The organism is Nostoc sp. (assembly GCF_036917455.1).
GTDB lineage: Bacteria > Cyanobacteriota > Cyanobacteriia > Cyanobacteriales > Nostocaceae > Nostoc.
The window spans coordinates 1-12,619 of the sequence record NZ_JBALDK010000168.1; the positions used below are offsets into that span (position 1 = coordinate 1).

Below are 12,619 nucleotides of genomic sequence, written 5' to 3' on the forward strand. Positions count from 1 at the left end.
GACCAACCTACGAATACGAAGCGATCGCGCTTGAGCCAGTCGTCTAGAACGTCAAACCACCCTCTACTGGGCGCACGTCCAACTGCGATGGTCATCGGACTAAAATCCTCTTTTTTTACTAAAATTGCAACGTTTCTAAGGCAGTACGGAGAGCCAATGTAACCGACTGCCGTGAGGAATTAACGTTTTTTTGACAATCTCAAAAGCTTAAAAGCGATTGAGATTCTGAGAATTTACTGACCTGTAAAATCAGTATTTCTCTTTCCTTATGCCATTACACGCACCATCGGCTAGTAATCTAGCTTGTGGTAACTTAATGATTCTTAACTTATCACACTACTCAGGGTTTTTGCCTGATAGACACCAAGCAAATTAGGCATGAAACACGAACCTTATAAATAATATGAATATCAGAAATTTTACAATTTGACACAAGTTTTCTCAGAAATGTAAGAAAATTTAGTCTAGATGGACGTAAGTAGGTAACTCCTTCCCAAGAGGTCAAAAAGAGTCAGGGGGCTGGAGAGAGAGAATTTTGATCGGACAAGGAGTAAAAAAATTATAAACATGCCCTAACAAACAAATTATATGGGTAGCAGTAGGGAGGAGCGCAGCTGAGTTTTTGTCAACAATGTTTGGTAAAATGATCAAGCAGCAGACACTCTAAAGTCTTCTTTAGTTGAATGACTAGCCTTCAATTTAGTCAAGTTATGTCTAGCAGCATTTAGTGTGCTTTGTATGTCACAGCGAGTATCTCACAGGCAATGGTAGTTCAATGACGACATCAACAACGATTAACAAAGGCGATCGCCTCCTGCATCAAAATGTTCTCGGTTCTCGTCGGTTCAGTAACTACTGGTGGGCAACTATCGTTACCTTGGGAGCAAGCGGCTTTTTATTAGCTGGGATATCCAGCTATTTAAAAGTTAATTTACTCATAGTTTCCGATCCAACTCAACTGGTATTTGTCCCCCAAGGATTGGTAATGGGGTTATATGGCATTGCTGGCTTACTATTAGCCACATACCTATGGCTAGTGATTTTATTGGATGTAGGTGGCGGTTACAACGAATTCGATCGGGAAACTGGCACAATCAAAATTTTTCGTTGGGGTTTTCCTGGCAAAAACCGCCGAATTGAGATAGATAGCCGCATAGAAGATGTGCAATCTGTGCGAATAGCCGTCAAAGAAGGTCTTAATCCCCTACGCGCCCTCTATCTACGCATTAAAGGGCGGCGAGATATTCCCTTAACACGGGTTGGACAACCGTTATCTTTAACAGAGTTGGAAACAGAAGGTGCAAAATTAGCCCGCTTTTTGGAAGTGTCACTAGAAGGATTGTAAGGGATTGGGAACTGGGGACTGGGTAATTGGGAATTAGGGATTGGGGACTGGGAATTGGGTAATAATCAATAGAACTCTTGGCCATCTTCCTCATCCCCCATTAGCTATTACCCAGTCCCCAGTTCCCCTGAAAACGATAAGATACTCTGGTTAAATCAGTAACTGGCAATGCGGTTAAAAATTTCACAATTTTTGCTTTCTCTTGTGCTTATCAGTGCTGTGATGCTCGGAGGATGTTCAACACAGCAGGTAGCTTCTAATACGTCTTCTCCAACCTCGACTGCTACCTCGACGACCCAGACGACTACTGAAACAACATCCGTATCTCAAACTAGTAGTGAGAGTGTTCCTGGAATCGCTGGTTTACCACGTCTTGAAGGCAAGGCTACTGTGGTAATAACAGTTAAAAGTTCGCCCATTACTATCGAAGTAGACGGCACTAATGCCCCCATTACAGCTGGCAACTTCGTAGATTTAGTGCAAAAGGGTGTTTACGATGGTTTAGCTTTCCATCGAGTTGTGCGCGAACCCCAACCGTTTGTAGTTCAAGGGGGCGATCCCAAAAGCAAAGACCCGAAAGTTCCAGCCGATCAACTGGGAACAGGTAGCTATATTGACCCAAAAACGGGAAATGCTCGCTATATACCTTTAGAAGTTAAGCCGAAAGGTTCCGATACTCCGATTTACAATAAACCATTTGATGCTACTGCTCAACCCGTTGTATTGCCCCATAAACAGGGTGCAGTAGCGATGGCGCGATCGCAATCACCAGACTCCGCTTCTGCTCAGTTTTACTTTACTTTGGCGGATCTAGCCTTTTTGGATGGTAACTACGCCGTGTTTGGCAATGTCACTCAAGGCTTTGATGTCGTGAACAAAATTCAGCAAGGCGATCGCATTGAATCCGCAAAAGTCACCCAAGGGGCTGAAAACCTGAAAACACCAACTCCTAACCCCTAATTTCCAAATTGGTTAAGGTTTGTGTTACTGGTATTGGTTTGATTTCCGCCTTGGGTGGAAGCTTAGAAGATAGTTGGCAAAATTTGCTAGCAGGTAAATCTGGAATTAGGTTACATCAACCATTTCCAGAACTAAAACCACTTCCTCTAGGTTTGATTTCTCAACAACCATCTGAGTTAACAATGTTAACTCAGATGGTTGTTGCTTCTGCATTGCAAGATGCTAGGTTAGTTACACCTTTAACTGATTGTGCTGTAGTTATTGGGTCGAGTCGCTCTTATCAAGCATCTTGGGAGAGGCTGGCGCAGCAAATGTATAGTGGTGACGCGAAGAATTTCCCCGTTTCTGATTTGGGAAATTGGCTACAGACATTACCTCATATCAATGCGATCGCAGCTGCAAGACAAATCGGTGCATCAGGTATAGTTTTAGCACCGATGGCAGCCTGTGCAACTGGAATTTGGTCTATTGCTCAAGCAGCTTTACTTATACAAACTGGGCAATGTCAACAGGCGATCGCAGGTGCAGTAGAAGCACCAATTACACCCCTAACTTTAGCTGGGTTTCAGCAGATGGGTGCTTTAGCTAAAACTGGGGCTTATCCCTTTGATTTGCACCGAGAAGGCTTAGTTTTGGGCGAAGGCGCAGCTGTGTTTGTCTTAGAATCCGCAGAGTTGGCAAAGCAGCGTCAAGCAAAAGTGTATGGTGAAATTCTCGGTTTCGGCTTAACTAATGACGCATATCATGGTAATTCACCAGAACCTGAAGGCAAAAGTGCGATCGCAGCTATCAAACAATGTCTAGAACGTAGTTGTTTGACACCAAATGATATCGATTACATTCATGCTCATGGCACAGCTACCCAGTTAAATGACCAGATGGAAAGCATGGTAATCCAGCGTTTGTTTCCCCAAGGCGTGGCAGTTAGTTCCACCAAGGGAAGCACAGGCCATACATTAGGAGCATCGGGAGCTTTAGGTGTCGCTTTTTCTCTCATGGCATTAAAGCATCAAATATTACCACCTTGTGTAGGATTGCAGCAGCCAGAATTTGATTTAGATATTGTTACAACAGCACGCCTCAGTAAACTTAACCAGATATTATGTTTGAGTTTTGGCTTTGGTGGACAGAATGTAGCGATCGCAATAGCAGAATATTGATATCAGAATCTAAAATATAAAACTGTAACAAAAACTACAAAATCCCTATTTATCAACAAAAAAAAGGATAAGCTAGTTACAGAATAAAATCCGGTTCGTAAAGATACCGTGATTAGGAGAAAGTTTTATGATTTCAAAATCATTACTACCGCTAGAATCTGCTTCACCAGCGCATATATGTCCATTCGATCAAGCCTGTAGCTACTTAGAAGCAGCAGCTAAAGAATTAAATTTAAATCAGGGTTTGCTAGAAATTCTCAGCCATCCGCGTAAGGTTGTCACAGTTTCCATTCCCGTGAAACTAGATAATGGGGAAATACAGGTTCTGGCTGGACACCGGGTACAGCACTCGGATGTTTTAGGCCCCTACAAAGGCGGAATTCGTTACCATCCGGCTGTGACATTGCGCGAAGTATCGGCTCTGGCAATGCTGATGACCTGGAAATGTGCATTGTTAGGAATTCCTTATGGTGGTGGCAAGGGTGGCATTCCTATAGATCCAAAACGCTACAGTGTTGGCGAATTAGAGCGAATCAGCCGCCGTTATATCAGCGAGTTAATTAAAGATATTGGGCCTTCCGTAGATATCCCTGCACCAGATATGGGTACTTCTGCCCGTGAAATGGCTTGGATGATGGACACTTACTCTGTAAATGTCGGTCATGCTGTACCAGGGGTTGTGACTGGGAAACCACTTTCCATTGGTGGTTCGTTGGGACGTGAAATGGCAACTGGGCGTGGCACGATGATTATTGTGCGTGAGGCGCTAGCAGATCGAGGTAAATCCTTAGTAGGAGTGCGAGTAGCTATTCAGGGTTTTGGTAATGTCGGTGGTGCCGCAGCTGAATTACTATATGAAGCAGGCGCGAAAATTATCGCCGTTTCAACTGGTGCTGGCGGAATATTTTCCGAAGCTGGTCTTGATATTCCCGCGGTGAAAATCTATGCTGCTGAAAATGGTAAGAGTATTATAGGTTTCCCACAATCTGTACCAATTAGCAATGCAGATTTATTAATTTTACCTTGCGATGTATTAATACCAGCCGCTTTAGAAAACCAGATTACACAAGAAAATGTGAATCAGGTGCAAGCGCAAATTGTCGCAGAAGCAGCTAACGGGCCGGTTACTCTTGAGGCTAACTTGGCATTAGAGGCGCGGGGTGTGATAGTTCTACCGGATATATTGGCGAATGCTGGCGGTGTGGTAGTCAGTTATTTGGAGTGGGTGCAGGGTCTTTCCTACGTATTTTGGGATGAGGAGCGCGTCAACCGCGAAATGGAACATTTGATGGTGCAAGCCTACCGCAAGGTGATTCACCAGTCACAGGCGCGGCAAATTTCTCTGCGGTTAGCAGCTTACACTTTAGGAGTGGGTAGAGTTGCCCAGGCGTTGACTGACAGAGGTCTTTATCCCTAAGAGGAACATTTTTCAATTCAATAGACCAGATGCGTAGGGGTGCAATATTAATATTGCGCCCCTATGAGGGAGCAACGCGAAAAAGTGAGCTCATCGTCTAATGAGCAGGGGGAGCAGGGGAGGCAGGGGGAGCAGGGGGAGTAAAGAAAAAAAAATAGTATGTTTTACTACTAAAAGACTAAAAAATATACTTAAAGTATTTCTCTCCCCCTGCCTCCCCTGCCTCCCCTGCTTACTCACCTCACAAAATCGCATTGCTCCCCCCTATGATTATATGGCTATGGCGATCGCTGCAACATCACTTCTTATAACTTACTTATTGACAAACTATACAAGAAATAAAATAGCAAGATGTCATAACTAATAAACTGTTTACATAAACAAGACGACGCTAACCACGTGATTAAAACTCTAATCTTGCTTTAAGTAGTGTTAGCATCAGGAGCAATTACATAATTTCAGAAAAGAATCGAGGTTACTTTTGTTTAACAATCAACTTTTGGCTTTTATCTTGAATTTGTAATAGTTCAGGAATGGTAACAAATCGATAGCCCTGATTGCGAAAATTGGCAATAATTTCTGGTAAAGCTTCTACAGTCTTAGAACGATTACCACCACCATCATGCATCAACACAATTCCGCCAGGTTTTGCCTCTCTGAATACATTACCGATTAATTTGGGTACAGGAGGACGGGAATAATCTACAGAGTCAGATGACCACAAAATAATCGCATATTTACTATTTCTAGCATAGTCAACAACGCCATTATGCATCACTCCTCCAGGTGGTCGAAATAAATTTGTTTTTAAGCCTGTAGTTTGAAAAATTAAATCGGAAGTGTGGTCAATTTCATAAGCGGCGGCTTGTGGGTTCAAGAATTGATACCAGTGATGCCAAGTGTGGTTGCCAATGACATGACCTTCAGCAATCTCCTGCTTGAGTAAGTTGGGATAATTTTTGACATTCTGCCCAACCACAAAAAACGTCCCTTTGATCTGGTTTTTTTTCAGTATATCTAACACTTCTGCTGTACTTTCAGGCCAAGGGCCATCATCAAAGGTGAGAGCAATTATTTTTTGAGGCGGAGAGAGTTTTGCCGCCTCAATTATCGCACCTTGAAAACTTGATGGAATCGAGTCAGAAAAACCTTTTACTTGTGCTTCTTGCTGCCAACTTTTCAGGATCGTTGTCTTGAATTCTTGAACTCGCTGTTGAGTTTCTACATCTGCCGCTATATTATTTACATTTAGAGTCTGTTTTGATTGAAATTTAAAAAGATTTATTTTGTTCAAGATGATTAAAATCAGACTAAAACTACCAAATAAGATAAGCAACCCAACTAATTTTCCTGGATTCGAAAGACTCGGCTTATTATTGATCACGTGAAGTTCCCTTTAATAGTCAAAATAATCAGTCACCATACCGGATCGGAAGTTAGACTTTGTATCCGCTTACCTTCAGAGAAAGTATAGCTATGTATTCAAATATTGCCAAGAGTGCGATTGCTTACCGCCGGATTTAGTTGGTTAAGATTTATTTGGTTGAGGAGTCGGTTGAAAACCCTGTTTTGCTCAGTCTCCTATTCATGTCAGCTTATCTTGTTTATATTCAGAAAACTTGTACTTTATAGAACAGGGTTAGATAGGCTTCAATACAATCATGTAAATAAAACACACATTTGTCATAGTTTTGTAATATTTTCCTCTATTAAGTATGTAATAATTTTTTAATGCACAATCAAGATTAGCTGTCAATTACTAAACTCATAAATAAAGAACGTAGTAATTGTATTTGAGTTGTGAATAGAAGATGTACTGATATTGACGTTGTAAACAAATATAGGACTCATATTTGATTTTTGAACAAAACTCAGTATACCTTTATTCCTTCTTCCCAGTCCCCAGTCCCCAGTCCCTTACCTCTACGAGTGATTCAGAAATCAAATCGGATTGCTATATAACTATGCTGTTAGCACATTATAATTGCTCTGCATAAATCATTCCAAAAAAGCTGTCGAAGAAGAAAATAAATTCCTACTGAAAATAACTCTATGAAATTACGCGGATTTTTACTAACTATTATTAGTACTTTCTTACTAACCTCACCAAGTTTAGCAGCTAGCATAAAATCTTCAACATTTGATTCTAATCGGAGTCATTTAAAGTCAACAAGAGATTTTAAGTTTTTATTGGCTAACTCTCCAAGTAGAGTTACTATACAGAAAAGTTTGATTCCTCAACTCAATCAACCAGATATATTCACCAATGTAAATAATCCTTCTTTATTTGGTGGAATTATCCCATTAGGTAAAGAAATAGCAGAGTTAAAGTCTAAAGTGAGAGCATTAATGGCTCATTACAGTTTTCTCAAACCGGGAATGTTTTTCTTAGATATAGAAACAGGAAACTATTTGAATATTGATGGCGAAAAAGTATTTCCGGCAGCTAGTACTATTAAATATCCGATTTTAATTGCTTTATTTGAACAAGTAGATGCTGGGAATATCAAACTTGATGAAAAGCTAGTGATGCGGCGTGACTTAGTAGCGAGTGGTTCCGGTGACTTGCAGTATAAACGAGCAGGAATCAAGCTGAGTGTAATGGAAACTGTTAACAAAATGATTACGATCAGTGATAATACTGCTAGTAATATGATTATCGATCGTCTAGGCGGAAAAGCAAAACTCAATCAGCGTTTCCACACTTGGGGGCTAAAAAACACAGTAATCCGCAATATGTTAGGAGACTTTAAAGGTACTAATACTACTAGCCCAGCAGATTTAGTCAGGTTGTCAGCCTTGGTTGACCAACATAAGTTGATTTCAGAAAGTAGTCAGTTCCAAGTTTTAGATGTCTTGCGTCATTGTCATAATAATAAGTTGCTAGCGGCTGGTGTGGGTAAGGGTGGAAGTATTGCTCATAAAACTGGAGATATTGGATTTTTGGTTGGGGATGCAGGAATTATTAGTTTGCCAAATGGTAAGCATTACTTGGCAGGAATTTTTGTAATTAGACCCCATGACGATGAGCGAGGAAGGGAGTTTGTACGTCAAGTTTCGCGGATAGTTTATCAGTATCTAGATCGACCAAAATTATCCCAAGAGTATTAGTTTAATATTACTTAGCGTTTATTGTACTTAAAGCTACACCTTGATAATAATGCCCTAAAATTTGCAGGTAGTTTACTCCTCTTTTAGCTAAATTGTACGCGCCCCATTGACTCATGCCTAAAGCATGACCGTAGCCAAGTCCTTGAAGTATAAAACTACCATTTGCAGCTTTGGTAAGGATAAAATGGGTACTTTTAATCTTAAGGGCTGTACGTACTTCTTCACCTTGCAGTAATTTGGTTCCTTTATCACCAACAATTTTTAAGACTTTAACACTACCAAAAGGTGAGTAGGTTTGTGTAATCATATCTAAAACATTACCTACACCAGAAATTCTGGCACTAATTTCTGTAGGGGAGAAAGTTTTCACCCATTTGCACTCGCTAACATTTTGATCGTAATCTTCAACAGCCCGCAGGTAAGGTTCGTGGCTTCCCCAAACATCTTCGACATTTTCGGTATGTCCTCCAGAACAATCATGAAAAACTGAAAGAATAATACTGTCTTTATAAGTTAGTACTTGTTTATCAGTCGCATCGACGGCGGCATAAGTACTAGGAGTTTCATTGATTACTCCTTTATAATTCTGCCAATGATCTGGACTATCACCTAAATCGTAAACAGGATTATTACGCCGTTTTTCTCGCTCATAGAGAGCAAAAGTTCGGGCAGCAACTGCTTGCGCTTTCAAAGCTTCAGCAGGCCACTCAGTATCCATTTCGCCACCAACAACACTATAGAGATATTCTTCATCATCAACCCAGTTAACAGCCGTTAGACCTTTATCTGTAGGGACAACGAGAGTTCTACCTCGATACCAGTGTTCGCCAATGTAAACAAATCCCTTACCTGTGGGTTCAATCCAAAATAGACCAGACTGCCATTTATCTAAAGCCACACCCCCTGGAACTGCTTGGGCATAAAATGAACTCATTGCTGGTAATTTTCCGAGAGTCTTACCAGTACTATCTTTAACCAATGCAGTTGTAGAACTGCCAACTGTTACCTGATTAACTCCCCTCTCAATTGCAATTCGCAAGATTACAGATGCTTTGCTTGGAGTAGCTAAAGCCATCCACAATAAAGCACTTATCCACCAATGACCTACTTTCATCTGTGCGAACAAAGCGTTTGGTAAGAATTGGCATTTCATATCTAGGATTTTATTGATAGCGTTCAATTCCCATACAATGTTATCGCTAATACCGTGCTTTGCGTATAGTGTCAGTTGGGCGCGATCGCTACTCAAGCGTCCTTGCTCAATTAAAAAGTCGGCAGCCGAGGTAATTTCTCAATAAAACTGGATGCTATGAGGAAGTCAGAACAGCCAGTAAGTATGTAATTAGATGTAGCGAGTTAGGATTTTTCTGTTGGCAACTATTAACCAGTCAACTTGATGACACCTTGATTTACTAAATGTTCAAGCTGAGAATGATGCTGTGTTTCTTCTCGGAGTAACCTGATTTGCTCATAGGTAAGAATGTGTAATCCGGGACGGACAACATAACCTTTAACAGTTATACTTTGTGGCTGTTGGCTATCGGTGCGGTTGTAGCTAATTGAAGGCATATTAACAATGGGCTTGTAAGAACTCAGAACTAATTAGTAGAAGAGAATTTAACTCTTCATTCTCTTACACCTTTACACAAGTTTCAAATAAAGGATGACTATAGAATGAGCCAATATCCAAGTGGGGTAAATGAGAACCAATGGAATATCCCTTCCACTTCAAAGAAAGTCAATATCTCTAGTAAGAATCATGGATGAATCGGCAGCCATTGCCAACCATCGCGGCTCAACAAATCATCTGCTGCCAATGGCCCCAATGAGCCTGCTGTGTAGGTTGTCAAATTTTCAGACGAAGTTGCCCAAGCCTCCAGAATGGGGCTGACGACCTTCCAGCCCAATTCTACGTTGTCAGATCGCTGAAACAAAGTCGCATCACCAATCATACAGTCGTAGAGCAAGGTTTCATAGCCAGTACTTGGGATCTTGCCAAAGCGATCGTTGTAGCAAAAGTTCATTTCCACCGCATCCATTGTCATCGCGGGGCCAGGCACCTTTGCACCAAATTGGAGGTGAATTCCCTCCTTTGGTTGAATGCGGATGGTCAAAAAATTGGGTGTGAGGCGATCGATCGAGGTATTGCGAAACAATAATGACGGTACTTGCTTAAATTGAATCGCAATTTCAGTTACCCGTTGAGCCAGACGCTTGCCGGTTCGGAGATAAAACGGTACCCCTGCCCAACGCCAGTTGTCGATGTTCAGCTTCAAGGCAGCATAAGTTTCAGTGGTAGAGTCTGATGCAACTCGTGACTCGGAGCGATAAGCAGGCACTTGAGTATCCTTCACCGTTCCCGCACCATACTGTCCTCTTACGGTATGAGTTTGCACAGTTTCAGCAGTGAACGGAATAATGGACTTCAATAGTTTTGACTTTTCATCACGCACCTCATCGGCTGAAAACGAGATTGGCGGTTCCATCGCCGTCATTGCCAGCAGTTGAAACAGATGGTTTTGCACCATGTCCCGTAATGCCCCAGTACCTTCATAGAAATTGCCTCTGCCTTCGACTCCAACAGTTTCGGCAACGGTAATCTGTACGCGATCGATATGTTCGCGATTCCAAATCGGTTCAAACAAGCCATTACCAAACCGAAATACCAAAATGTTTTGTACAGTCTCTTTTCCCAGATAGTGATCGATGCGGTATATCTGTTTTTCTTCAAGGACAGCACTAATGGATTTGTTCAGGGTACGAGCCGAATCCAAGTCGTGTCCAAAGGGTTTCTCAATGATGACTCGCCGCCATTGATTATTGTCTTCACGCACCAATCCTGACGCACCCAGTTGCGTAACGATATCGCAAAAGAAGTTAGAGGCAGTTGCCAGATAGAACAAATAGTTTCCTTGAGTGCCACATTCTCGATCGACTTGAGTGAGTAAGTCTTGCAACTGATGGTAAGTGTCAGCTGATTGAAATTCACCTGCAAGATAGTACAATCGTTGCTCAAGCGGTTGCCAGAGATGATCCTCTACAGGAACTGTTGCGAACTCATGGATGTCTTGAGAGAGTTTGCGGCGAAAATCGTCTTGGCTCATTGAAGTGTGTGCGACTCCAATAATTGCAAATTCCTGTGGCAGCAAATTGTTAACTTTTAGGTTGTAGAGAGCGGGAAGCAACAGACGCTTGGTTAAATCTCCTGCTGCTCCAAAGATAACGATCGCACAGGGTTTTGCTGAATGGATTGAGGGTTCAACAGGAACCTGGGGCGTGGTGGCAGCCGTCATGATAAAATCTCCGCATATTCTTCAAGACATCCACCAAACTATACCGCATTGCAGACAACAGTTGATTGTCAATAAACTCACATTAATCATAATATTTTGGTTTTTACGGTTATCTTATAATTGGGCTAAATCTATTGCTGTTGTCTGCGTTGGGTTAAATTCATTTGTTTACCAGAATTTTTTGGTAGGCTTGGATTGTTTGCTTTGCGATCGCATCCCAGCTAAAATTTTCCAAGGCATATTTTTGGGCGTTTAATCCGCGTCGTTGGCGTTCTGCGGGATTTTGCAAAGCTTCTTGCAGTAACTCTAACAGTGCTTGGACATCTGTTGCACCGACCCAACCGGACTCGCTATCACGTATCTGTTGACAAATATGCACTTGGTCAGAAATGACTACGGGTACACCTGCAACCATTGCTTCAGCTACAGCAATCCCAAAATTTTCGTAGTAGGAAGGCAAGACAAATAAATCAGCAGCTTGTAGTAAACTAACTTTGAGTTCACCAATGACAAAGCCTGTAATTGTAGTGTGCGATCGCAGTGGTGAATTTTGAATTTGAGATATTATTTTTTGTTCGTAATCTGGGTCTTGAGGATTTGTCCCAGCTAAGACAAAATGAAACTTATAACCAACCGTTAACAGCTTTTCTAGCGCCGGAATCAACAAATTTAACCCCTTTTTCGGGTCAATTCGTGACATAAACAGCACCAACGGCACATCCTTTGGTATTTCTAACTGACTGCATACATTTTTAATAGAAGATTGACGGGAAATCACACCCAAGGGAATCACCAAATCTGGCGTAGATACTCCAAATCGTTCTGATATTTTAGCTTCTTGGTCGCTGGTAAAATGAATTGCTGCCGCACCAGCTAAATTTTTGCGTTCTATCATTGCAACATAAAGCTGTTTTAATTGCTTTTTCTTGCGTAAATCAGCCGGATCGAGAGTACCCAAAGGACGGAAAATATAAGGTAGCTTTTGCTGACGACACACAATAGCAGCAGCGCTACTTATGGGAGAAAATAGAGCATGAATATGTGCTATATCAAACTCCTGAGCATGACGTTTTAGCCAATTTAATAAATCTAGGGAAAATTTGTAACGACGAAACGGCGCACAACGAAAGTAAATTATTTCATAGCCATCTTGTTTAATTGGGCGATTTAAAGGAATATCCAGAGGTGTTTGGCCATTATCACCATTACTATCAGTTGTGAGAATTGTAACTTTCACTCCCTCTTTTACCAACGCCGGAGCTAATCCTAGTACCATTTGACTAGGCCCGCCGTAAATCAGAGAAATAGAGGGGACAATTTGTAATATCTTCAT

General features: G+C 41.5%; 10 protein-coding genes. 5 read left to right on the top strand and 5 right to left on the bottom strand.

The annotated features are described in order from the left end of the window. The first annotated feature begins 775 nt into the window (after positions 1-775). The 4 genes from V7K42_RS17595 to V7K42_RS17610 all read left to right on the top strand — a co-directional run bounded on the left by V7K42_RS17595 (position 776) and on the right by V7K42_RS17610 (position 4,882). Positions 776-1,345: a photosystem I assembly protein Ycf4 gene (locus tag V7K42_RS17595; RefSeq protein WP_334918247.1), complete on the top strand. Its 570-nt coding sequence runs from the start codon at positions 776-778 to the stop codon at positions 1,343-1,345. A gap of 168 nt (positions 1,346-1,513) precedes the next feature. Beyond that, positions 1,514-2,305, top strand: coding sequence for a peptidylprolyl isomerase (locus V7K42_RS17600; RefSeq protein WP_334918249.1), 792 nt, complete (start codon positions 1,514-1,516; stop codon positions 2,303-2,305). Positions 2,306-2,313: 8 nt separating this feature from the next. After that, the gene (locus V7K42_RS17605) at positions 2,314-3,465 is read left to right on the top strand and encodes a beta-ketoacyl-ACP synthase (RefSeq protein ID WP_334918251.1); all 1,152 of its coding nucleotides are present in this window, start codon (positions 2,314-2,316) and stop codon (positions 3,463-3,465) included. 127 nt (positions 3,466-3,592) lie between these two features. Beyond that, positions 3,593-4,882, top strand: coding sequence for a Glu/Leu/Phe/Val family dehydrogenase (locus V7K42_RS17610; protein ID WP_334918253.1), 1,290 nt, complete (start codon positions 3,593-3,595; stop codon positions 4,880-4,882). A 475-nt stretch (positions 4,883-5,357) separates the two neighbouring features. Here V7K42_RS17610 and V7K42_RS17615 read toward each other — a convergent pair whose 3' ends face one another. Continuing rightward, positions 5,358-6,266: a polysaccharide deacetylase family protein gene (locus V7K42_RS17615; RefSeq protein WP_442938590.1), complete on the bottom strand. Its 909-nt coding sequence runs from the start codon at positions 6,264-6,266 to the stop codon at positions 5,358-5,360. Between the two features lie 668 nt (positions 6,267-6,934). Between V7K42_RS17615 and V7K42_RS17620 the strand changes: the two genes are divergently transcribed. Beyond that, positions 6,935-7,993 carry a serine hydrolase gene (locus V7K42_RS17620; protein WP_334918255.1) on the top strand — a complete coding sequence of 353 codons (1,059 nt, stop codon included), beginning with the start codon at positions 6,935-6,937 and terminating at the stop codon, positions 7,991-7,993. 7 nt (positions 7,994-8,000) lie between these two features. On the opposite strand, the gene V7K42_RS17625 is transcribed toward V7K42_RS17620, so the two are convergent. From V7K42_RS17625 to hpsP, 4 genes are all read right to left on the bottom strand, one after another. Then, on the bottom strand, positions 8,001-9,146 hold the full coding sequence (locus tag V7K42_RS17625) for a SpoIID/LytB domain-containing protein (protein WP_334918263.1): 1,146 nt from the start codon (positions 9,144-9,146) through the stop codon (positions 8,001-8,003). Positions 9,147-9,373: 227 nt separating this feature from the next. After that, on the bottom strand, positions 9,374-9,562 hold the full coding sequence (locus V7K42_RS17630) for a hypothetical protein (RefSeq protein ID WP_334893381.1): 189 nt from the start codon (positions 9,560-9,562) through the stop codon (positions 9,374-9,376). Between the two features lie 188 nt (positions 9,563-9,750). Then, positions 9,751-11,286, bottom strand: coding sequence for a glucose-6-phosphate dehydrogenase (gene zwf, locus V7K42_RS17635; protein ID WP_334918257.1), 1,536 nt, complete (start codon positions 11,284-11,286; stop codon positions 9,751-9,753). Positions 11,287-11,446: 160 nt separating this feature from the next. Then, positions 11,447-12,619, bottom strand: a 1,173-nt coding sequence (hpsP, locus tag V7K42_RS17640; RefSeq protein WP_334918259.1) for a hormogonium polysaccharide biosynthesis glycosyltransferase HpsP, incomplete at its 5' end; no start/stop codon positions are given.